Annotated in this window: 21 protein-coding genes and 3 tRNA genes; 6 read left to right on the top strand and 18 right to left on the bottom strand. The window is 41.0% G+C overall.

What is annotated here, in order from left to right:
• From AN393_RS17030 to AN393_RS17090, 13 genes are all read right to left on the bottom strand, one after another.
• A tRNA-Lys gene (locus AN393_RS17030) sits at positions 1-73 on the bottom strand.
• 72 nt (positions 74-145) lie between these two features.
• A tRNA-Lys gene (locus tag AN393_RS17035) sits at positions 146-221 on the bottom strand.
• A 219-nt stretch (positions 222-440) separates the two neighbouring features.
• A complete protein-coding gene (ybgF, locus tag AN393_RS17040; RefSeq protein ID WP_055018723.1) occupies positions 441-1,190 on the bottom strand; it encodes a tol-pal system protein YbgF in 750 nt (249 codons plus the stop codon).
• 13 nt (positions 1,191-1,203) lie between these two features.
• Positions 1,204-1,746 carry a peptidoglycan-associated lipoprotein Pal gene (pal, locus tag AN393_RS17045; protein WP_004587277.1) on the bottom strand — a complete coding sequence of 181 codons (543 nt, stop codon included), beginning with the start codon at positions 1,744-1,746 and terminating at the stop codon, positions 1,204-1,206.
• Positions 1,747-1,781: 35 nt separating this feature from the next.
• The gene (gene tolB / locus AN393_RS17050) at positions 1,782-3,140 is read right to left on the bottom strand and encodes a Tol-Pal system beta propeller repeat protein TolB (RefSeq protein WP_055016262.1); all 1,359 of its coding nucleotides are present in this window, start codon (positions 3,138-3,140) and stop codon (positions 1,782-1,784) included.
• A 9-nt stretch (positions 3,141-3,149) separates the two neighbouring features.
• Positions 3,150-4,076, bottom strand: a complete 927-nt coding sequence (gene tolA / locus AN393_RS17055; RefSeq protein ID WP_055016261.1) for a cell envelope integrity protein TolA — start codon at positions 4,074-4,076, stop codon at positions 3,150-3,152.
• Between the two features lie 4 nt (positions 4,077-4,080).
• Positions 4,081-4,512, bottom strand: coding sequence for a protein TolR (gene tolR, locus AN393_RS17060; RefSeq protein ID WP_055016260.1), 432 nt, complete (start codon positions 4,510-4,512; stop codon positions 4,081-4,083).
• On the bottom strand, positions 4,499-5,203 hold the full coding sequence (gene tolQ / locus AN393_RS17065; RefSeq protein WP_004587273.1) for a protein TolQ: 705 nt from the start codon (positions 5,201-5,203) through the stop codon (positions 4,499-4,501). The genes tolR and tolQ overlap by 14 nt, the downstream gene beginning before the upstream one ends.
• A 1,073-nt stretch (positions 5,204-6,276) precedes the next feature.
• The gene (gene ruvB, locus AN393_RS17070) at positions 6,277-7,284 is read right to left on the bottom strand and encodes a Holliday junction branch migration DNA helicase RuvB (RefSeq protein ID WP_055016259.1); all 1,008 of its coding nucleotides are present in this window, start codon (positions 7,282-7,284) and stop codon (positions 6,277-6,279) included.
• A gap of 7 nt (positions 7,285-7,291) precedes the next feature.
• A complete protein-coding gene (ruvA, locus tag AN393_RS17075) occupies positions 7,292-7,909 on the bottom strand; it encodes a Holliday junction branch migration protein RuvA (protein ID WP_055016258.1) in 618 nt (205 codons plus the stop codon).
• A gap of 2 nt (positions 7,910-7,911) precedes the next feature.
• Complete coding sequence (ruvC, locus tag AN393_RS17080; protein WP_055018724.1) at positions 7,912-8,436, bottom strand: crossover junction endodeoxyribonuclease RuvC; 525 nt, start codon at positions 8,434-8,436, stop codon at positions 7,912-7,914.
• A gap of 129 nt (positions 8,437-8,565) precedes the next feature.
• Entirely contained in the window at positions 8,566-11,067 is a 2,502-nt protein-coding gene (locus tag AN393_RS17085; protein WP_055016257.1) for an ABC transporter permease, read from the bottom strand.
• Positions 11,057-11,770 carry an ABC transporter ATP-binding protein gene (locus AN393_RS17090; protein ID WP_055016256.1) on the bottom strand — a complete coding sequence of 238 codons (714 nt, stop codon included), beginning with the start codon at positions 11,768-11,770 and terminating at the stop codon, positions 11,057-11,059. Before AN393_RS17090 ends, AN393_RS17085 begins: the two co-directional genes overlap by 11 nt.
• On the opposite strand from AN393_RS17090, the gene AN393_RS17095 reads away from it, so the two are divergent.
• The 3 genes from AN393_RS17095 to AN393_RS17105 all read left to right on the top strand — a co-directional run bounded on the left by AN393_RS17095 (position 11,771) and on the right by AN393_RS17105 (position 13,056).
• A complete protein-coding gene (locus AN393_RS17095; RefSeq protein ID WP_055016255.1) occupies positions 11,771-12,394 on the top strand; it encodes an arylesterase in 624 nt (207 codons plus the stop codon).
• A 172-nt stretch (positions 12,395-12,566) separates the two neighbouring features.
• Positions 12,567-12,643: transfer RNA gene (locus AN393_RS17100), tRNA-Pro, on the top strand.
• 89 nt (positions 12,644-12,732) lie between these two features.
• Positions 12,733-13,056 carry a DUF2845 domain-containing protein gene (locus AN393_RS17105; RefSeq protein ID WP_055018725.1) on the top strand — a complete coding sequence of 108 codons (324 nt, stop codon included), beginning with the start codon at positions 12,733-12,735 and terminating at the stop codon, positions 13,054-13,056.
• 57 nt (positions 13,057-13,113) lie between these two features.
• Here the strand turns inward: AN393_RS17105 and AN393_RS17110 are convergent, their stop codons facing one another.
• The 3 genes from AN393_RS17110 to AN393_RS17120 form a co-directional block, all read right to left on the bottom strand.
• Entirely contained in the window at positions 13,114-13,362 is a 249-nt protein-coding gene (locus AN393_RS17110; protein ID WP_055016244.1) for a hypothetical protein, read from the bottom strand.
• 148 nt (positions 13,363-13,510) lie between these two features.
• Entirely contained in the window at positions 13,511-15,061 is a 1,551-nt protein-coding gene (locus AN393_RS17115; protein WP_055018732.1) for a hypothetical protein, read from the bottom strand.
• Positions 15,062-15,231: 170 nt separating this feature from the next.
• Positions 15,232-17,742 carry a UvrD-helicase domain-containing protein gene (locus AN393_RS17120; RefSeq protein ID WP_055018726.1) on the bottom strand — a complete coding sequence of 837 codons (2,511 nt, stop codon included), beginning with the start codon at positions 17,740-17,742 and terminating at the stop codon, positions 15,232-15,234.
• 288 nt (positions 17,743-18,030) lie between these two features.
• Between AN393_RS17120 and AN393_RS17125 the strand changes: the two genes are divergently transcribed.
• The 3 genes from AN393_RS17125 (at position 18,031) to AN393_RS17135 (ending at position 20,035) form a co-directional block, all read left to right on the top strand.
• Entirely contained in the window at positions 18,031-18,615 is a 585-nt protein-coding gene (locus AN393_RS17125) for a hypothetical protein (RefSeq protein WP_055016242.1), read from the top strand.
• A gap of 64 nt (positions 18,616-18,679) precedes the next feature.
• Entirely contained in the window at positions 18,680-19,594 is a 915-nt protein-coding gene (locus tag AN393_RS17130; RefSeq protein WP_055018727.1) for a M14 family metallocarboxypeptidase, read from the top strand.
• Between the two features lie 30 nt (positions 19,595-19,624).
• Positions 19,625-20,035, top strand: a complete 411-nt coding sequence (locus tag AN393_RS17135) for a hypothetical protein (protein WP_055018728.1) — start codon at positions 19,625-19,627, stop codon at positions 20,033-20,035.
• Positions 20,036-20,053: 18 nt separating this feature from the next.
• On the opposite strand, the gene ccoG is transcribed toward AN393_RS17135, so the two are convergent.
• Together ccoG and AN393_RS17145 are read right to left on the bottom strand one after the other, a co-directional pair.
• A complete protein-coding gene (ccoG, locus tag AN393_RS17140; protein ID WP_055016239.1) occupies positions 20,054-21,436 on the bottom strand; it encodes a cytochrome c oxidase accessory protein CcoG in 1,383 nt (460 codons plus the stop codon).
• Between the two features lie 144 nt (positions 21,437-21,580).
• Positions 21,581-22,999, bottom strand: a complete 1,419-nt coding sequence (locus AN393_RS17145) for a sigma-54-dependent Fis family transcriptional regulator (RefSeq protein ID WP_055016238.1) — start codon at positions 22,997-22,999, stop codon at positions 21,581-21,583.
• Positions 23,000-23,018: the final 19 nt, after the last annotated feature.

Raw genomic sequence — 23,018 nt, forward strand, 5'->3', positions numbered from 1 at the left:
TGGGTCATGATGGACTTGAACCATCGACCAATGGATTAAAAGTCCACTGCTCTACCAACTGAGCTAATGACCCGCTCTGTGTGCTTACTATTTAAGTGAGCTGCGTAAATCCGCCGATTGAACCAATCTTTATCTTACTAAAGAATGGTGGGTCATGATGGACTTGAACCATCGACCAATGGATTAAAAGTCCACTGCTCTACCAACTGAGCTAATGACCCGCTCTTTTTGCCGCATTTTGAGTGGGGTAACCATTCGTTTGCTGCGGGCGCTTATAATACTTATTTATAAAATGAGTGCAACCGAAAATGTCTCTTTTTTTCAGTTTTTATGCCTAGGTGAGCAAAATTAAAGCGTTTGTGCTCAAACTACATGCAAATACAAGATTCGCCGAGTATTTCTATGTAGTTTGAGCTTTAAATACACCGCTTAAATGCGCCCTAATTAGCTAAACGCTCGGTTGCAAGTTTTGCAGCAGTTGTACTCGGATATTGGTTAATTAGATCACCCAATATTTTTTGTGCCTCTTGATTTAGGCCTTGCTCTTGTAAAAGCGTGCCTAATTTTAACATGGCATCTGGTCGTTTGTTTGAGTTAGGAAACTCATTAACCACCACTTTAAAATGCTCACTTGCTTTTACACCATCATTTTTAATGGTTAGCAACTGCCCAAGCCAATAATGTGCATTAGAGGCATACACAGAATTAGGATAGGTTGTTAAAAATGTTTGAAACTCAGGAATAGCTTGGTCGTAGCGTTTATCTTTCATTATTAGCGCTACTGCACGCTCATACGCCTCGTTTTCAGATAAGTCACTGCTATAGGTTTGTGCATCGCTCGATTGCGTGTAATCGGTTGCAGGCGTAGCAGCAGGTTGTGTATACGCTTGGCTTACGCGGTTTTCTATTTCTTGATAAAGCTCTCGCTGGCGCTGAAGTACCTTTTCAAGTTTATAGCTTTGCTCTTCAGTAACACCGCGAATTTGGCTTACTTCATCTTGAAGCAGGTTAAGTTGTTGCTGTAATTCAACTTGTAATAAGTTTCGCGACTGCATCATGTTTTCTAGTGATGCTAAACGCTTCTCTATGCTCGACTGTGAACTTGCAGCTTCTGAAACAGGAGCGGGAGCAGCCAAAACTTGGGTGCTCCCGCTCAATATCATGGCTGCCAAAATAATTTTCGGCTTCATAATATCTCTTATCTTAGTAAACTAGTACCGCACGGCGGTTTTTAGCGAAAGCTGACTCAGTGCGAGATTTAACCATTGGTTTCTCTTCACCGTAGCTAACTACTGACATTTGGCTAGCAGAAACACCTAAGCTTTGTAGGTATTTTTCTACAGCTTGGCCACGGTGCTCACCTAGTGCAATGTTGTACTCAGGCGTACCGCGCTCATCAGCGTGACCTTCAATTAATACTTTTACTGAAGGGTTTTGAACTAAAAACTCAGCATGTGCGCGAAGTAATTCTGCGTACTTGTTCTCAACAGTTGCTTTGTCGAAGTCAAAGTAAATGATTTGCTCTTGACGAAGCGCTTCATATTTTTGACGAAGTTGCTCTTCTGCTTGTTGTTCAGGTGAAATTGTTGCTACTTCAACTGTATCCGTGTTTGTTGATTGCTCAACTGCACTTTGATTTGATTGGTTAGCTGCGCCTTCATCAATATCTGAAGATGAGCTACAAGCGGCTAATGTCATTACTGGCACAGCGATTAGCAGGCCTTTAAGTACTTTGTTAAGTTGCATTGAGTAGATTCCTATTTTGAGTAAACCAGCAAATATTACTGTAAATATGGCGACCAAGCTGGTGCCTTTACTTGTCCGTCTAGCACGGGTAAACGTGCTTTAAAGCGACCGTCCATCGATACCAGCGCGAGTACCTGTTTATTATTATGAAGCGTGCTATAAATGATCATCGAACCGTTTGGCGCTATGCTCGGAGATTCATCAAGGCGAGTTCGTGTTAATACTTGAAACGCACCTGTAGCCAGCTCTTTCTTAGCAAGATGGTACTGCCCGTTGGTACGGTTAACCATCACTAATTCTTTACTGTCTGGCGTTATAGAACCCGCTAGGTTCATATCGCCGTCGAAGGTCAATCGTTGTGACCTACCAGTTCTTAAATTTAACTTATAAATCTGGGCATTACCACCCCTTTCAGATGTAAACACAATATCCTGGCCATTTGGGTACCAAGATGGTTCAGTATCTATACTACGGTGGCGTGTAAGGCGTGTTTCTTTACGGGTTGCTAAATCTAAAACATACACTTCGGTTGCACCTGTTTTGTCTTTAGAAAGCACCAATAACATTTTTTTGCCATCTGGTGAAAACTGCGGTGCACCGTTAATACCACGGTAGCTTGTAATCAGTTCACGCTTACCTGAGTAGAGATCTTGAATATAAATTTGGCTTTGGCGGTTTTCAAATGTTACATACGCAAGCTTAGTGCCATCAGGCGACCATGCTGGCGACATCAACGGCTCTTTTGAGCGCAATAACACCTGCTCGTTAAAGCCATCATAGTCGGCAACCACTAACTGGTAAGGTTTTGGTTGATCTTCGCGTACAATTACATACGCAATTTTAGTTAAAAACGCGCCTTTTTCACCGGTTAGCTTTTCGTAGACTACATCGCTTATGCGGTGTGAATAACGGCGAAAGCCACTTTCACCAATTACGCTTTCACGTGCTTCTAAAATGTGGTCTTGGCTTTTTACAAGTTTACCGTTGCTCATCATTTGCGTTTGGCCGCCGGTAATTTGCCCACGTATCACATCTACCAATTCGTAGCGTACTAGGTAACGCCCATCAGTTTGCTGATCAACTTCGCCAACGACAACCGCTTCTACACCTTGGTTTACCCAAGCTGCGTAGTCTATATCGCCATCTTTATTAGGAAGTTGCGGCATTTGTGCTACATCTACCGGTTTAAACTTACCACTGCGCATTAAATCGGCAGCAATAACATCGCTCAATTTTTGCGGAATTGGGCCAACACCATTGTATTTAAAAGGCACTATGGCAATAGGACGTGCACCGTCTACACCTTCAGTTATTACAATTTCAAGTGCCGCATTTGCCACACCCTGAAACCCTAATAATATAACTACAAAGGCTATTTTAATTTTGCTGAACATATCATTCCTTTAAAATTCTGGCTTGATTGTTAAATTAATATTCTTAAGTTGCTCGAACACGTCTTTGTCTTTAGATACAGGTAATGTGTCGGCCATGCGCACAGCTCTAAGTGCTGCTTCACACACTAACTTATCACCCCCTAACGATTTAACCTGCGTGACTAAACCATTAAACCCAAGACGAATATTTACTCGGCACTGTTGGTTTTTCATTTTTTCATCAATCAGTAAGTTTTGCTGAATACGCGCCATAATTAAGGCTCTATACTTATCAACTTCGCTTACTACTTGCTGTTGGCGTATTTTACTACGTGCAGCCTGCTCTTTAGCAAGTTGTTCTTGTAACATTTGCTCTTGCAGCGCTTGCTGACGTTTGCGTTCGGCTTCTTTGGCACGCGCTTTGGCTTCTGCTTCACGTTTTTTACGCTCTGCTTCGGCTTTTTTCAGTGCCTCTTCTTCTGCTTTACGTTTATCTGCAGCCGCTTTGGCTGCATTTTCAGCCTCTTGCTTTTGCTTTTCGGCTTGTTTTGCCTTAGCACGTTCTTTTTGTTCAATTTCACGCGCTTTTTTAGCTTCCGCCTCAGCTTGTGCTTTTTCTTTCTCTTTTGCTTTACGCTGTTGCTCTAGCTTTTTAATATTACGGGCTTCGGCTTCACGTTGTTTACGTGCATTGGCGGCTCTGCGCTCTAAGTCGCGAATGCGCTTATCTTCAGCACGTTTTTTAGCGTCTTCTTTTTTTTGCAACTCGGCAATTTTTTGCTCAACTTGCTTTTGATCTACAGTGACCGCAGACACTGCATTATCAGGCTCAGGAATAGCCGAATTAAGCGTCACTTCCATTACTTTAGGTGCTGGAGGGTGTATATTCGCAGTTGCCCACAAAAAGCCCCCCAAACCTAAATGTAAAAGCACTGACTTGATTATAGAACTATTCATGTTACTACTGTTTCCCCTCAAAGGATTCTGTCATTAAACCCACAGATGGTACGCCAGCATTCTTTAAAAAGTCCATTAATAACAATACTTCTTGGTACGAAACCTTACCAGAGCCTTTAATCATTACTGGTACATCAGGGTTTTTCATTAGCTGAAGCTTAATAACCGCTGCCACATCCAGTGCTTCCATTGGCTCCTCTGGATCAGTTCCTATGCTTACATAGTACTTACCTGCAGAGTCAATTGAGGCAATAATGGGTGGCGTGTCTTTAGTGTCAACTAAATCCGACTCTTCCATTTTTGGTAAATCAACTTTTACACCGTGAGTAATAAGCGGTGCTGTTGCCATAAATATAATTAGCAATACCAACATTACATCAATGTAAGGTACTACATTAATTTCTGCGACCGGACGGCGCTTCTTACGCTGATACATTCGCTTTAGCCTCTATTTGGGTAGCTGCTTGACGGTGTAAAATATTGGCAAATTCTTCCATAAAGTTGATGTAGTGTGATTCTAGTTTTTCAACTTTATTAGCAAAGCGGTTATACGCAATAACAGCCGGAATAGCCGCAAATAAACCCATTGCTGTTGCAATAAGTGCCTCAGCAATGCCTGGCGCTACCATTTGTAAAGTTGCTTGTTTAACTTCACCTAGTGCAATAAAGGCATTCATAATACCCCACACCGTACCGAATAAGCCGATATATGGGCTAATTGAACCTACTGTCGCTAAAAACGATAAGCTCGATTCTAGTTTTTCAATTTCACGTGACAGAGCCACACGCATTGAACGGTGCGTACCTTCCATAACAATACCTGCGCTTTGAAATGTGTTCTTTTTATGGCGTGCAAATTCTTTAAAGCCTGATGTAAATAACGCTTCAATACCATGAGATTGGCCACTGCGTGATGAAATTTCGTTGTATAATTTGCTTAAGTCGATACCTGACCAAAATTTTTGTTCGAATTTTTTTGCATCAGACAAGGCATCGCTAATTGCTTTTTTGCGCTGAAAAATAATTGCCCATGACATTACAGACATTGCTACAAGCGCTAGCATAACTAACTGCACAAGCAAACTGGCTTCTAGAATTAGATCTAAAAAGTTAAGCCCTGATCCCACGTTAAACTCCTAAATAATTTCAAAAAACGTCAATTTGGTTATTTTATGTAAATAAGACCATTGTAACGGCCATAAGTTGCATCTAGTGTATCGAGTCAAGAGTTTACTGACAACGGTATTGCTATGAATTGGCAACAAAAAACGTTAAACATACGGTTAATCACTTGTTTGTTTCTAAAACGCGACTGCCACGCTAAGTAAAGTACAACTAAATACAATAAAAGTGCGTAAATATACGCAGAAAACTTGATAAAATGCTGCGTTTATTCATAAAAAGTGCATAAGCACGCAAAAGCTATTCATGTCATTGTGCATGTACTAATTTAACTAATAGTGTAACAATACAACTCACACCAGTTATTTATTAATTTTCAGCAACTTATAAAGTTAACGAATAATTAACGCACAAGTTTCGAACAACTAAAAAATTCATCAGATTAGTTTTTTTTATCTGAAGTTTTAAATTTTCTAGTTTGAACAAAAAGCACATATTCCGTATTATTCTCCTATACCGAGCTTACGCACTGAATGAAAGATTTTTCATTAAGCCAAGTTCTTAGTAATAGGATTTTTAATCGTATTACATTGTTTTACTCTTTTTGGATAAAACCTAATTAAGTAAAACGTAGTTCCCTGGATTACTTCCTTCAACTTGTTGTTTGCCCGCATTATATGCGGGCTTTTTTTTGCCTAAACTTTCGCGCTTCTTACTTAACCTGAATACTCAATAAAAGCGCATTTCTAAAAGCCGCGTTTTCGCTAAAAGCTTCTCACTAAAAAAACTTATATCAGCCTAATTTAAGATGTCAGTAAGTCTCTTTATAAAAATACAATGTACTTAATTTAAATAACCACACTTTTAAGCTCTCAAAAAGTAGCAAATAAGTGCCGTGATAAATTCAATGGTACGCAGCATAGCCACGCCAGTCTTAACGTTAAGTGAATTACAAAATGAATTTAATTTATTGGTTACATTTGCAACAAAGTGGATGAAAGCTGATTAACTATTAAGAAAATTTTACAATTAAGGGTAGGTGCAACCCGCTACATTGATTGTAACGGGCTAAATGGGGTTAATCTTGTTTAGGAAGTAAACCAAAGTGATGGTACGCATTGTCTGACACAATTCGCCCGCGCGGTGTGCGCTGTATAAAGCCTTGTTGAATTAAAAACGGCTCAATTACATCTTCAATGGTTTCTTTTTCTTCGCCGATGGCGGCGGCTAAATTATCTAGCCCTACAGGTCCGCCCATAAATTTTTCGATAATGGCAAGTAAGTATTTACGGTCCATGTAATCGAACCCGCTTTTATCTACGTCAATCATATCTAACGCCTGCTCGGCAACCGAGGCATTCACAGTGCCATCAGATTTTACTTGCGTGTAATCGCGTACACGGCGCAATAGGCGGTTAGCTATGCGCGGTGTGCCTCGCGAACGCTTTGCAATTTCGGTGGCTCCATCATCGCACATTTGTAAATCTAGATAATGCGCTGAGCGCCCCACTATATATGATAAGTCAGCAATAGAATAAAACTCTAAGCGCTGCACTATACCAAAACGGTCTCTTAGTGGTGAGGTAAGAGAACCTGCACGTGTGGTTGCGCCAATAAGCGTAAACGGCGGTAAGTCTAATTTAATAGATCGTGCTGCTGGGCCTTCACCAATCATAATGTCGAGTTGATAATCTTCCATCGCGGGGTAAAGGATTTCTTCAACTTGCGGGCTGAGTCTGTGTATTTCATCAATAAACAGTACATCGCCCTCTTCAAGGTTAGTAAGCAATGCAGCAAGGTCGCCGGCTTTTTCGAGCACTGGCCCTGAGGTGGTTTTAATACTTACATTAAGCTCATTGGCAACAATATTAGCAAGCGTGGTTTTACCTAAGCCTGGCGGGCCAAATATTAATAGATGATCAAGGGCTTCACCACGGCTACGGGCAGCCTCTATAAATATTTCCATTTGCTGCTTAACATGCGGCTGACCTTTGTAGTCGGCTAAAAGCTTGGGCCTTATTGCGCGGTCTATGGTGTCTTCGTTGGTTTTTTCGCTCGCGTCAATTAAACGATCAGCTTCAATCATGGGTTACTCACAACATTGATTTTAAAGATTCTTTAATAAGAACCTCAGTAGACATATCGGGTTTGCTTACCGATTTTACTGCTTTTTGCGCCTGTGGCAATTTATAACCTAACGCAACAAGTGCCGATACGGCATCGTCTGCGGCATTATTGGCAATAGTTGCATCGCAAGCGGGCTCTATTACGGCATTATCGCTAAATGGCGTAAATAAATCATTACCCCAATCTTTTAAGCGGTCTTTCATTTCAAGCACTAAACGTTCAGCGGTTTTTTTACCCACACCCGGTAATTTAACCAAGGTTGTGGCGTCTTCGTTGTTTACGCAACTTACAAATTGTTGCGCCGACATGCCCGACAAAATCGCTAAGCCTAGTTTAGGCCCCACGCCATTTGCCTTTAGTAATTCTCTAAACAGCGCGCGCTCGGTTTTATTATTAAAGCCAAATAATAGTTGTGCGTCTTCGCGTACTACAAAATGCGTGTACACGATGGCGTTTTCGCCAACATTGGGTAAGTCGTAAAAACAGGTCATGGGCATTTGTACTTCGTAGCCTACGCCGCTTACTTCTAATAAAATTTCGGGCGGCTGCTTTTCAACTAAAATGCCATTTAAACGGCCAATCATATTTATTTCCTTAAACGTCCTCTAACGGTTTTACTTGCGCTACCCGCTAGTTTAATTAAATTTTGTTCTGAGTGAGCATGGCAAATTGCAATGGCAAGCGCATCGGCCGCATCGGCTTGCGGTGTACCAGGTAATTTTAAAATATTTTTTACCATGTGTTGTACTTGCGACTTATCGGCGCCGCCATTACCAACCACGGCTTGCTTAATTTGCCGTGCTGAGTATTCAAATACGGGTAGTTCGGCCATAGAGGCGCCCACGATAGCGGCTCCTCGGGCTTGGCCTAGCTTTAGCGCGGCATCCGGGTTGTGCGCCATAAATACTTTTTCTATGGCAAAGGTTTCGGGTGAGAACTGCTCTATTATTTGTGTGATCCCTTGGTAGATCATTTTTAATCGTATGGGAAACTCGTGCTCAGCTAATTTTATACACCCACTGCCTAAATAGGTAAATTTAGCACCTTGGTGAGCAACTACACCGTAACCCGTTAAACGTGAACCTGGGTCTATCCCTAAAATAATGGCCAAACAGCACACTCATTATTGTTATTTTTCAATAACGGTAATAATGCCAGAGCACTGTATAAATTACCAGTGGCGAGTAAAAACAAAAACGCCCGCAACTTAGTGCGGGCGTTTAGCATTAAAAAGTATAGCTTAGGCTAAAGCACGTACTAAGCCTTGGGTATTTTGTTTAAGCTTATGGGCAATCATTAAGTAGCCAAGCGCCGCCACAAACACCCCGCCCGATACCGGCCCTATTAGCCAAATTGCCGGGTGCAGCTTACCAGCTAAGTCAAACATTTGCTGCTGAACAATTAGCAAAGCTACATCACTAAATAATGCGGCTACAAACCCAGCTAAACCACCTAATAGCAAAAACTCATAAAGGGTCGCATTTTTTATTAATCGCCCTTTGGCGCCTAAAGTTCGCAGTATTACTATTTCTTGCATTCGCTCACCTAGGCTCGCTTGCACCTGCGATATAAGCACTAATGCACCACACAACACCACAATAGCAAGCACAAAGCCAATCGCTAACGACACCTGCTCAATGGTTGATTGAATTTGCTTTACAAAGTTATCTACATCAATAGCGGTAATGGTTGGATACGTGCGTAGTAACTGGCTAAACGCTTTCTTTTGCTCAGGCTCTATACGCACGGATGAAATATACGTTGCCGGAAAATCTTTTAGCACGTCGGGGCTTAAAATAATAAAAAAGTTAGGTTTTAGCGTAGCCCAGTTTACTTTACGTACGCTAGTTATTTTAGCGTCAAATGATTGCGCACCAATTAGAAATGTTAACGTGTCGCCTATTTCTACATCTAAACGCTCCAGCATTGATTCCTCAACCGATGCTTCACCCACCGCGCCTTCTCCAAACCACTGTCCTTGCACAATTTCGTTTTGGGCTGGCACGTTTTCAAGCCACGTTAAGTTAAGCTCACGACCGATGCCTGAACGCGCTTCTTCATCTTTTTTCTCGTTATCTTGCAACGACACTTTACGCGCAACAAGCTCGCCATTTACCGCATTTACGCGCCCACGAATGGTTGGGTAAAAATCAGATACTAAAATATCGTTTTCTGCTAGGTAATTGTTTACAGGCTCAAGTTCGTTTTGCGTAATATTTACTAAAAATGCATTAGGAGCATCGGCTGGCAGTTGTGATTGCCAATCTGAGATCATGTCATTTTTAAGTACAATCAAAAACAACAGCAATTTTATCGCCAACGAAAAGCTAATAAGCTGGACTGCATTTACGTTGGCACGCTTTTGAATAGAGGCAATAGCTAACGACCAGCTATTACCTGGTTTTAAGCCTAATTTACGGCCCCCACCAAAAATTAATTTTGAAATAACAAACAACACCGCAATCAAAGCCAGTGTAGAGACAAACAAAATAAGCGTTATTTTAATGTTGTTACTAAATAACCACATTAATAAAAACACCGTAAGGGCACTTAAACCTAAGTGAACACGGCTTACGGCTAGTCTGTCGCCTAAATTACGGCGCAATACTCTAAGCGGTGGAATATCAAATAAATCAAGCAGTGGCTTAATAGAAAACATAACTGCACATATAACACCTGTGCTAATAGCCACCAGCCAAGGTTTAAAACCCGCTGCAGGTAAACTCATATCCATGCTTTTTGCTAAATACCCGGTGGCAATTTCTTGTAAACCGTAACCTATGGCTAAGCCAATAATAACCGCCATAGTGCAAACCATGAGTAAATGCATAAAGTAAATTTTACGAATTAATGCGCGGCTTCCGCCAAGGGTTTTCATCATAGCTACGGGGTCGTATTGGCGCTCACAATAACGCTTTGCCGACACAGCAATGGCAACTGTGGCTAAAATAATGCCCAGTAAGCCAGCTAGTAATAAAAAACTTTCTGCTCGGTTTAAGCTATTTGATATAGGCGATTGCCTGTCTTTGACGCCGTACCAGCGTTGATTTTCGGCCATTTGTGGCTTTAACCACTCATAAAACCGCGTTATGTCTGACTCATCGCCTGCATACAATTGGCGGTAGTTCACTCGGCTGCCAGGTTGTATCACTTCTGTTTTTGCAACATCAGCAATATTTATGAGTACTCTGCGACTACTCGAAAATACATTAAACGGGGCATCAGGCTCTTCAACTACCACTTTTTCTACATTGAATACGGCAGCACCTAGCTCTACTTGGCTACCAATATCAATATTTAAGCTGTAAAAAACCGATTCACTTAGCCACACATTACCAGGCTTTGGTCCGCCCTGGGCTACTTGCGTTTCGCCAAGCAACGATGATTTAACTTTTAATTCGCCTTTTAACGGGTATTCGTTTGATGCCGCTTTTACCGAGGTAAACTGCATCTCGTCGTTGGCAAATAACATGGTATCAAAGTAGACCATTTGCGCAGTTTGTAAGTTTTCTTGTTTGGCTTTATTAATAAACGCCGTATCTAATTTGTGAGCACTGGCCAGCACTCTATCAGCCGCAATAAACGCACTACTTTTTTGTGCTATGCTTTGTGCTATTCGCTCTGTCACCATAGACAGCGTGAACACTGTTAGTACTGCAAGCGCAATCGCGGCACTAATAACCGTGAGCTCGCCCCGGCGAAATTCACGGGCAAATAATTTAAGTGCTAACTTAGCCCACATTCGCTACGTCCTCTTTTGAGTTTTTAACTAACTGCCCCGCTTCAATTTGCACAATATGCTGGCACTTTTGCGCGAGTGCTTCATCGTGAGTTACTAAAATTAACGTTGTGCCGTGCTGCTGGTTTAAATCAAACAATAACGACTCCACCATTTTGCCGTTTTTACTGTCTAAATTTGCAGAAGGCTCGTCGGCAAATAAAATTTTAGGGGTGCCAATAAAAGCCCGGGCAATAGCCACACGTTGTTGCTCACCACCCGAGAGTTGCGATGGGTAATGATCAATACGGTGGCTTAGCCCTACTTTTTCTAACAAAGCAAGGGCTTGCTCTTTCGCATCACTTTCGCCAGCAAGCTCTGCTGGCAGCATGACGTTTTCAAGGGCCGTTAAGCTTTGTACCAACATAAAAGATTGAAATACAAAGCCGACTTTTTCAGCTCGCAATGCCGCGCGTTGCTCTTCATCTAATGTATGAAGTGGCTCGCCATCAAGGATGATTTCACCACTGCTGGCTGTATCTAGGCCCGCTAATAAACTTAATAACGTGGATTTTCCTGAGCCCGATGTGCCCACAATAGCAACTGACTCACCATGCTTGACATTAAAGCTGATGTCGCTGAGGATGGGCAACTCACCTTCGAAGGTAGAAACTACTTTAGACAAACCATTTACTTGAATAATATTTAATTGAGAAAGCGCTGACATATGACTCATTCAATCCTACGTTTTGTATTCGTTTTATTTTTAGTTATCAAACCACTTAGTGCGGCGGCCGACAACACGATTTTAATACTTGGAGACAGTTTAAGTGCAGCCTATGGACTTAAACAAGAGCAAGGCTGGGTTAAATTGTTACAAGATAAATACGATGCAGAGCAGCGTAATATAGAGCTAATTAATGCCAGTATTAGTGGCGAAACAACCGGCGGCGCTTTACGCAGGCTAGATGCCTTACTCGCGAAATACCAACCAAGCCATGTGCTTATTGAGCTAGGTGCTAATGATGGTTTGCGTGGTTTTCCGGTAACAAAAATGCAGGCCAACTTAACGGATTTGATCGAAAAAAGCCAAGCTGAAAATGCCATGGTCGCGCTAATGGAAATTTACATTCCCCCTAATTACGGGCCGCGTTACAGTAAAATGTTCACAGACAGTTTTACACAAGTAAGTGAAAAAACAAATGCTCATTTACTTAACTTTTTTATGCTTAATGTGGCAGATAAGCCAAACTTAATGCAAAGAGATCAATTACATCCAAATAAAGAAGCTCAACCGCTCATACGTGATGAAATGTACGACTCGATCAATCAATGGCTAAATAAAGATTAGGACATATTGTTCTTTGCTGGTTGAATTTGCGGAAGCTTGCTGTTTTGCCAAGACAAAGCCTATGAAGTTGCGCTTTTAAATATAGTTTTTTAACTTATTTGCGCAATAAACGCGCAAACAAACAATCACTTATTGATTTTTAAGAAAATATACGTACTATTGCAAACAACGTCGGTATGTAGCGCAGCTTGGTAGCGCACTGTCATGGGGTGTCAGGGGTCGCAGGTTCAAATCCTGCCATACCGACCATTTAATCCCCTCTTTTCTCTTTTTCACTGTCATTTTTCTGTATTACCTTTTATACCTAGCATTAAATACTGTGTGTTTAAGGATGACTTATGAAAAAGCATATTATGTTAGCTCTGCTTTTATCTCTTTTTATTTCAAGCTTTGCGTTTGCCCAGGGTAGTTTTCGACTAAAAAGCGGAAATCTATTAAGTGTGGGTAAAACTAAATCCGACATTGTAGCTCTGGTGGGTGCACCACTTTATAAAGATGTGCTTAATGAAGCTGTTGATATTGGCAAAGGTGACAATTTAGTTAAAACAGAAGAGTTTACTTATAAGCTAAAAGGTTCGATTGGAGGGATGTACATCGTATTGATCCGCTTTGAAAATAATATTGTGACCAGTATTAGCTCAAAACAAGTTGGCAGGCTTTAGATATTTTAGAGTTCGTTATAAACAGTTAAAAGCGCCATACGGCGCTTTTAACTTTTTTTAGTGTGTACGCCCTACGCCGTTACGCACCATGTCTTTGCCGTTTTCGAACACTTCAGCTGTAACGCCTCGCGCTAGTAATAACTGTTGTTTATCGTCAAATACCGCAACAAAATGGCTGCCGTCTTTGTTACTTGTGGCCATACCTACACCAGCCACCCCTTTTAAACCTAAGCCGCCGTTTTCTACCATAACTAAAAAGTTCTCTAGTTCTGCTAGGTTGTCGATTATGTCGTGCTCGTTATTCATAAATTGCTCTTTATAAAATCTGCTTGGTTAATACCTATTCGTAGAATATAACTAAGCGAATAGGTAATAAATTTCTTGGGCGCTATTTTAAAGCTCATTACATTAAACTTAAACCTTTATATAAAGCTTATGTGTGTAGCGCTTATGGTTAAAAGCGCTCTACATTTAATAATAAATTACTTAGCGCGCAGCCATACGGCTGGGTATTAACGCGGTAATAGTGGGTGTTTTTTGTGGCCGTTAAATTTATTAAAAGGTCATCTTGTTGCCCTACCGCACTTTGCTCTTGACTTATGCACATAGCTTGTGTGAGCGAGCGTAGTTTTGAATCGGTTAAAATATTGGCAAAACGCTGCACCGGTAAAGGCGGTATTTTAACAGGTGCTAATGCTTGGCTAATGGTGCGCTCGCTAAGCTTAAAGCCCGCATTAGTAATATCTATTACACTACGAGCAGGCCAGTACGAGTAGTTATAGTTGTTTACTTTTTGCTGCGTACTTAAATGCACCACGCCACTTTGCCCTATTACCGTCATTAAATCTCCTTTTTGGGATTTTATAACGACTAAGGCTGTGTTTTCATCAATGCCAAAACCATGCTTAATAACAGCGTTTTGCTTAACGTTATTTAATGTATTGGCTAGGTTTAGCGTTTGATTTTGCTCACTAAAGCGAGTGCTCAGTGGCCCATAGGTAAACGTGTTTACCCCCTTAATTACAGTAGGCTGCGGGGCACTTTTTGCTTTTAATACCGTTTCGCTTTGATGCTGCGAAAGATAGACTTTTTCACTTTGTATTTTGCTTCCTGCACCTAGCCCTACAATAACAGGGCGAGTTTTAAGCGCGTTCGTCCAAGGGTAGGCAGTATTATTTTCATCATACAGTGCTTTTAAAGCATTTTTAGCCGTGCCGTCGCTAAATAAAACACCGGTGCTGGTGTTTATTAAATTAACTAACGCCTCAACCCCATTATTACACAGTGTATACTCAGCCTTTGTAAGCTCAGGATAAACATTGCTGCGATTATACAGGTTCATTTGTGAGTGACGCAGCGCCGGTAAATCACTACAGGTATTGTTAGTAATTGCTTTAGCAAGTGCAGGTGTAAGCGGCAACCATTGGCTGGTTACACCTTTTGGTAAAAGCGTTTTAAGCGCCTCTATTTGTGCGTATGGGTCTCGCTGTGCTGCACTAATAATTAATAAGGTGGGTGTTGGGTTTGCCACTTTTAAGCTACCCGCTATAAATTGCAATATACTGTTGCTTTGTGGTTCAGCTTTAGGCCGAGAGTTTGAATGGGGTTGTTCGAGCATATCAAACACAAAATTAAACTCTTGCTTTGTTAGGCTATTGAGTTGCTCGTTATTGATATCTCGCCATTGCCAAAGCAGCTCACTTTTAGAGAGTAACTTTTCATCTTTGCTTATAAGGGCGTCTAAGGTCGTTAATACGTCTGCTTTTTTAGTGGTATGACTCGAAGGCCAATTTAGCTTTATTTGTTTAATGTTTGCCTTCGATACCCGAAACACAGCTTTATTTTGCGCGTTGCAACCGAGCGCCGTTTTGTCACTGCAACTATTAACTGCGCTACCGGCCAAAATTAGGGTTTGATCTTGCTGTGCAGCTCCCTTAAATGAAAATAAAGTAAATAAAATAAATACAAAGCTCATTCGCTTAGTCAAAAAAGCACAAGTACGCATAACGCTCTCGAAGTAATCTAAATAGGCGTTAAGTTTAACAGCATGTAATGGCGGGCTAAATAGTAAATGTGGGTGCTCAATGATTGCGACACATGGCATTAGTGTATTAAGCAAGTTTACCCGGTAGTAAAAAAGGTGATGTGCACTTTTCGCAGTTAATACTCTTACATTTAACCATTATCCTTACTTATTCTGCTGTTAGTCTGCTTTGCAAACAAGTTAGAGGCTATATCAATTGGGTAATTATCGTTTATTAGCTCACTAATAAATTCAGAATACCCAGATGGCGGCGCAATTAAATAGCTTTTATGCTTAGCACGTGTGATCCCTACGTACAATAAACGTCGCTCCTCAGAATGCTTAAAAGTATCTTGCGTGGGTAATAATGCCTCAACAAGTAAATTGCCAGGGTTATTGCTAGGAAAGCCTAACTTACCCTGTTCGAAACCTATAATAATACAGTAATCAGCCTCAAGTCCTTTTGCGCCGTGCAGTGTCCAAAAATGCAGTGGATTAGCAAAATTGTTACCTGCTAAGTGCTGCTCTACCTCATTAAGCATAAATCGATATCGGCTCAATACGGCAATACTGGCCGTACTATTATTTTTATTAATTGTGGCTATGATTTGCTGCACCTTTAGCGCTACTGACTTTTTACCTTGGTGTAAATCGTCAAGTAACACAACTTGAGGGGTGCTTACTTGCGTATGTGTAGTGATGTGCTTTTTATATTGTTCAGGGTTTTGCATTACAAAGCGCCCTGCCACTTCACTAATACTGTTGTTATATCTAAACGTTTTTTGCAATAACGTGAGTGAATGACTGCCTATTAAATCATTAAACCGTGTGGTCAGTGCCAAATTACCACCTGAAAACCGATAAATAGCCTGCCAATCATCGCCAACCGCAGTAAAACAAGGTTGCGGGCCATAATGTATTAACGTATTTAAAAACGCCATGCGTGCGCATGAAATATCTTGAAATTCATCAACTAAAATATGGCGCCAAGGTACACTTACCTCCCCCAATTTAATCGCCTGAGCTGCGCTTGCAATCATGCCGTCAAAATCTATAGCGTCTTGCTCTTTTAATTTTTCATTGTATACACGCTGCATTGCCACCAGCAATGTTGTATAACGCTTATGATTTATAATGCCACTTTTAGCTATTCGCGCTGCTATTTGAGAGTCAGATAGCTGTTCTCCCCTTATTGCGCTTAGACAGTTTAAGTACTTATTTACATTTTGCTTTAACAGCCCTGTTGCAGATAAACGCTCGTACACTGCGTGGTTGTCTACAGGGTTAATGTTCACTTTATGTTTTTGTAGTTGTGCTTTTAAGCGCTGCTCAAGCTGACCTTCTTGCCAGTTATAATGAAATGTTTGCACCAAGGTTTGACCATGTTTTTTATGGTGCGCGCGTACATATTTAATATGCTCGCTATTGTGCAAGTTAGGTGCATGCTGCACTGAATTACCTTGCCTATCTGTCACAAAATGCGCCAAGTAAACCTGGTGCTGTGGCAAGTAAAAATCGGCGGTGTCATCATTTTGGTAAGTGTGTTCAATACCATACATATATAGCCAATTAGCAATTAATAAGAGCTGATAACTGCTTACTTTTAACCCCGATAGTGTGTGATAGGTTTGTGCTTTTATGGCGGTTTTAGTTACGGCATTGAGGCTATCAGTAGGTTCATATAGGGTCTCAACAAAGGTTTTACAAAAACGAGGGTCTGTTTTTAAAGTGTTGCTAAGCCACTGAGTAAACCATTTATTAAGCGCCATAGCGTCACTTGCAAATGGCGATAAGCTAAGTGCTTTATTGTCGCTTTTAAGTAGCTTAAGCCCCAGCGCATGAAACGTTAAAATAGTAGGCGGCGTAACCTTTAAATTTGCGTGCTGCGCCCTTAAATTAAAGCGCTCAGTTAACTCGTTTGCCGCATTTTTATTATAAGCGAGTATCAGTATTTGCTCGGGCTTTACACCTTCATGAACTATTAAATCTAGAGCCTTTGCAACCATTACCGATGTTTTACCTGTGCCTGCGGCCGCTAACACCAAATTTTTATCGTTATTGCGTATAACGCCAAGGCGCTGCTCGCGTGTAAGCGGATTTGCTTCAACCACATTATAAAAATCGGCTCTTGCCGTAAGTGTTTTTTGCTCATAACTTTTACGCAACTGCTCTGTGGCGTGCGCTACTGTTGGTGAGCTACTTAAAATCGTTAAAAATTTAATATTAATGGCCGATAAATGCTGCTGCCACAGTGCTGGCAAAGCGTTGTACCGGTGTGCCAATGAAAACACCGCCGATTTAAGTAACGGCACATTTGAGTCACGAAGATACTCATTTGTTGCATAACGTTTTACAAGCGTTTTTGCTGTATTCACTTTTTCTTCTAGGTGATTGGCAAACTCGCTGTTTAGCTGCTCACTAAGCGTTTGAGCCTGCTGTTTATTTAAAAGGCTAATTACCGTTTTTGTACCATGGTTGAGGGTTATTTTCCCGCTAAATAGGCCTTTTTTAAATTGGGTAAAATTAGTAAAGTCGCTAATTAAATAGGCGCGTGAGGTATTATTTTTACAATGTATAACAAGTGAATTTTGCTTAATAGTAACGGTGCTAATACGCGTAAAAAAACGTCCTAACCAGCTTGGAGTGGCAATAAACTGCGCCATAAAACCTTGAATAGACTGAAATTAAAAATAAATTTTACCATAGTTTAAATACCAAAGCGCGTTGCGCTTTAAAAGTGAGGGGTTAGCCAAGCAAGTATAAACGTTTATTATAAAGTGCCTGTATGCTGCGAACATTTAATGTTTATACGATGGTAAATAACCCCTAAAAAATAAACACACCTTATTTACTCCTAAGCAGGTGTTTAAATTTGCTTAAATTTCACGTTTGAATATTGAAGAAAGTGCACTATTGGTTTAATGTGAAGTTTTTATTAAACGAGAAATAATATGGATTTAACTAAGGAAGAGTTAAGTTTTATTTCGTCTGTTGTAGGCAGTAACAAGGACAATACAAACGATAACTCACAGCTTAGCTTAAGAACCACCTTACCCGATACACTAAAAGGTTTGTTGTCTCATGCTAAATTAACTATGTTAGCTGAAGTTGGGCATTATCAATTGTGGTTTCCGCTTGAGTTTAAGCTCAACGATGATGGTTACTTAAACCCCGTACTAAGTGCGCCAGAGGTTATTGATACCGAAGGTGTAGATAGAAGCTGGCGTTATTCTGATCTTAACCTACAAAGTGAGCGCTTTTATGTACTTTCGCTCTCTAGTAGTGGCGTGCTACTAAAACCCCGCGACCATCGCTACAGCCTTACCCACGCGCAACATATTACATTTAAACTACCCAATAAGAAAAAAGTCACTCTACTTGTAGATTTAGTCCGTAAAACTAACTTAGGCTATGCCGCTAAAATTGTCAGTATTAAAAGTGGTAAAGAAGCACTGCGTGAGTATTTATTCGAAAAACATAAACGCGAAAACGCCACCTTATATGAAAATACGTCTGACGTAACCGAGCATTTCTAGTTGCAGGCTTTTTCTAGCAACGATAAGCTAATGCCTTTGTAAAGCGATAAATTAAAGGCACACAATGAGCGACTCTTTATACCCAATCGGTACCCCCAATACACCTTGGAATAGCAGTGATAAAGCAGCATGGTTACAACTTCAACAAAAAAAGCGTGATTACAACCAGCTCGTTGTGAGTAAAATCAAGCAACCTAACGCGTTTTTACATGTTGAGCAGTACGGCGAGTTAGACTATTCACCACTTAAGTTCCCTCTTTATGCATATAAAAGTAAAAATTGGCAAAGTGATCGCCCAACCATCTTAATTACTGGCGGGGTGCACGGCTACGAAACAAGTGGCGTTATGGGGGCGCTGGCATTTGCTCAAACTGACGCTCAAGAATATATAAATAATTTTAACTTTGTTATTGCGCCGTGTATTAGCCCCTGGGGCTTTGAAACCATAAACCGTTGGAACCCTGAGGCCATTGACCCTAACCGCTCTTTTTACGATAACAGCCCAGCCCAAGAATCAGCTGCTATTATGAAATATGTAACCTCGCTTAACACTGAGTTAGTTGCGCACATTGACTTACACGAAACCACAGACACAGACAACAGTGAGTTTAGGCCGGCCTTAGCTGCCCGCGATGGTAAACTTAACACTAACTGGAACATACCAGATGGCTTTTATTTAGTGGCAGATAGCAAAAAACCAGCCCCCGAGTTTCAAAAGGCCATTTTAAATAGTGTTGAGAAGGTAACCCACATCGCCCCTAGCGACGAAAATAATCAATTAATTGGTGTACCGCAGGAACAATTTGGCGTTATAAACTACGCAGCTCGCGAATTGGGCTTATGCATGGGCTTTACTGACGCCCCGTATGTAACAACAACCGAAGTATACCCTGATAGCCCAAGCGCCTCAGATGAGCAGTGTACTCAAGCGCAAGTAGCTGTTATTACCGGTGCGTTAGATTATTTAAAGTCACTTTAATTTTGCACTAATTTAAATTAGGAGCCTGCCATGAAATACAAAAATAAACATGCAGAGGTTACTCTATCCGTTGAGGGCAATATCGTGATTGCCCAGTTTAGCGGAAATTTAGACCTTGAGGTGTTAGCTAGCTTTAAAGCCGCTCTTTTTGAAACAGTCGCTGAATTTGAAGGTAAACAATGGGGTTACATAAGCGACTCATCGTGTGTGCTTGCGGCTACACCCGATGCAGAGAAAGAAATGGTTGCCATAAGTACACATATGCAACAGACTAACTGCTTAATAAGTGCATTTGTTCTCACCTCCCCTATTGCTATAAGCCAAATGCAGCGAATAATGCAAAACGCTAAACGCGATGTAGATTTTAACCAATGTTTATTTGATAACCTAGATGCTGCAAAACGTTTTATTTCATCGCAATTAAGTAATGGCGTGAGCTAACTTTAGCCCAAGCCATTGCTAGTTTTTATAAAACTGACTTGTTTTAGTAATGGCTATGTCTGGATTTTCATTAGCTGAAATAATAAAGCTCACTGGCGTTACTTTTTTTTCAATGTCGTAACCATCGGCGGTGACTGTAACCGGGATTTTCTTCATGAGTCCTGGTAATACCAAAATAGAGCTTGGCGCACTAAGCATAGCCTTTGGTAACCCTTCTATGGCTATGGCGTAATGCATTGGCTGCTGAGTTTTATTGATAATAGTGAGTGTATATGGGTTTTCTACTAAACCTTCATAATTTACACGGTACAAGGCGTTTCTGTCGCGCAGTACCGATGCCTCTATTGGCGTACGTTGCAACCCCCATGCAACCATAGAAATAATTAACACCCCTGTTAATACGCCATACCCCACTAATTTAAGCCTAAATGGATTGGTTTTTTTACCTTCGAGCTGTTTTTCGCTGGCGTATTTAATTAACCCTTTTTGATAACCAAATTTATCCATAGTGTCATCACAGGCATCAATACATAACCCACAATTTATACACTCATACTGCAAGCCGTTACGAATATCTATGCCCGCAGGACATACCTCTACACATAAATTACAGTCTACACAGTCGCCTAAATCAAGTGCTTTAGGGTCTGCTTTACGTTTACGGGGGCCGCGGTTTTCGCCGCGCTTTGCATCGTAGCTTACTACCAATGTATCTTTATCAAACATCACCGATTGAAAGCGAGAATACGGGCATGCCACGTTACACATTTTTTCGCGTAAAAAGCCAGCATTTCCATAAGTACAAAATGCAAATAAAAACACCCAAAAGCTCGTTATACCCGACCACTGCAAGGTAAACATTTCAAGGTATAAGCTTTTAGCGGGAATAAAGTACGCCATAAACGAGGTGGCCGTAAGCAGTGATATAACAAGCCACGCAGCATGTTTTGTTATTTTTTTACGCCACTTTAAAGCACTCCATGGCGATTTATCTAACTTTATACGCTGATTACGCGTACCTTCTATACGTTGCTCTACCCAACTAAACATTAACATCCAGATTGTTTGGGGGCAGGTATATCCACACCACACGCGGCCAAGCCAATTCGTGACAAAAAACAATGCAAAGGCGCCTACCATAAATAGCAGCGCTAAAATCATAAAGTCTTGTGGCAGTAAGGTTAAGCTAAAAATTGTAAATTTTTGCGTTGCTACATCTAATAGCACCGCTTGCTCTCCTTTATATTGTATCCAAGGTATGGCTATAAATGTGAGCATAAGTAGCCAACCTAAGTTACGCCTTATGCGCTGAAAAAAGCCTTTTTGTTCGCGAATGTAAATCGGGCCCTCTGTTTTGTAGGGCTTAATGAGCATGTCTTCTTCTTTAATATCAAACTTCATAGTACTTACTTAATAGTGACGGTATTAAGTATACTTTTGCAACTTTCAGACCAAGCTAAAACTTGATGTAAACACTTGATATAAAAGAATATTTTTTTGTACTTATAAATTATATTCGTGATATTTAACGAAACTCGTTAAATATCACGAATTTTTAGCAATACCTAGTTTACGCATTTTAGAACGAAGCGTGCTCTCTGGTAGCCCTAACTTACTTGCTGCGCCTTTATCACCGGATATTTGCCAATTAGATAGTTCAAGCACGGCAATAATATGCTGCTTTTGTGCTTCAGCAAGTGTTAAAGAGGCATTAACCACATTGCTTGTACCCGCTTGTAAGGGCTGGCTTAGCTTAAGTATGTCGTGCTTTGATAAAATAGCTTCGCGTTCGAGTACGTTTTGGAGCTCACGAATATTTCCTGGCCAGTCATAGGATTGCAATTGGCTAATCGCTTTTTTACTGAGACCTTTTAACTGCTTACCTAAACGCTTATTAAGCTGAGTAATTAAATTAGTACACAAATAAGGAATATCTTCTTTGCGCTCTCTTAGTGCCGGTACTTTAATAGGAAACACATTAAGCCGATAATATAAATCAATTCTAAAACTGCCTTTTTGCACCATTTGCCATAAGTCACGATTTGTTGCTGCCAATACTCTAATATTTACCCTTAATGTAGTGCTACCGCCTACGCGCTCAAACTCTTGTTCTTGTAATACGCGTAGCAATTTACTTTGCGCCTCTAATGGCAACTCAGCCACTTCATCTAAAAACAACGTGCCCTTGTCGGCCAGTTCAAAGCGGCCTTTACGTCGCTCGTTTGCACCGGTAAACGCACCGCGCTCGTGGCCAAATAATTCAGACTCTAACAAACTGGGAGTAAACGCTGCGCAGTTCACTTTTATAAATGTTTGATTACTGCGCTTACTTAACCGGTGTAAGTTACGCGCCACCAGCTCTTTTCCCGTGCCGTTTTCACCGAGTATAAGTACGGTGCTGTCGGTTTCACTAACAAGTTTGATCTGCGCCAGCATAGCTTGAAAAACATGGCTTTGGCCCACTAAACCTGAGCCTTGCCAGTCTTGGTTAAGCTCTTCAATTAAGTAGTTGTTTTCATCTTGTAGCTGCTCACTTAAGTGCTTAACTTGCTCAAGTGCTTGCTTTAGATCATTTTGTGTTTTTTTCTGCGCTGATATATCGCGAAATACCGCGACCGCACCTATTAACTCACCCTGCCTGTAAACTGGGGTAGATGTGTATTCTACTGCAAACGAGGTGCCGTCTTTTCGCCAAAATACTTCGTTTTTAACCTCGCGGCGTTTGCCATCAAACATGGTGCAATATATTTGGCATTCATCGGCTGGATAAGGAGAGCCATCGGCGTGACTGTGATGATGATACTGATGTATTTTTTTACCTAATAACTCATCGGCTTTCCAACCGGTCATGCGTTCAGCTGCTGGGTTTACAAACACCGCATTGCCCGATAAATCAAAGCCGTAAATACCCTCTCCTACCGCATTAAGTAAAAGTTTGGGGTCATTTAAAAACTGTTTTATCATTGCATCATCCTCGCGAAAT

The sequence above is a fragment of the Pseudoalteromonas sp. P1-25 genome (assembly GCF_001401805.1).
Taxonomy (GTDB): Bacteria; Pseudomonadota; Gammaproteobacteria; order Enterobacterales; family Alteromonadaceae; genus Pseudoalteromonas.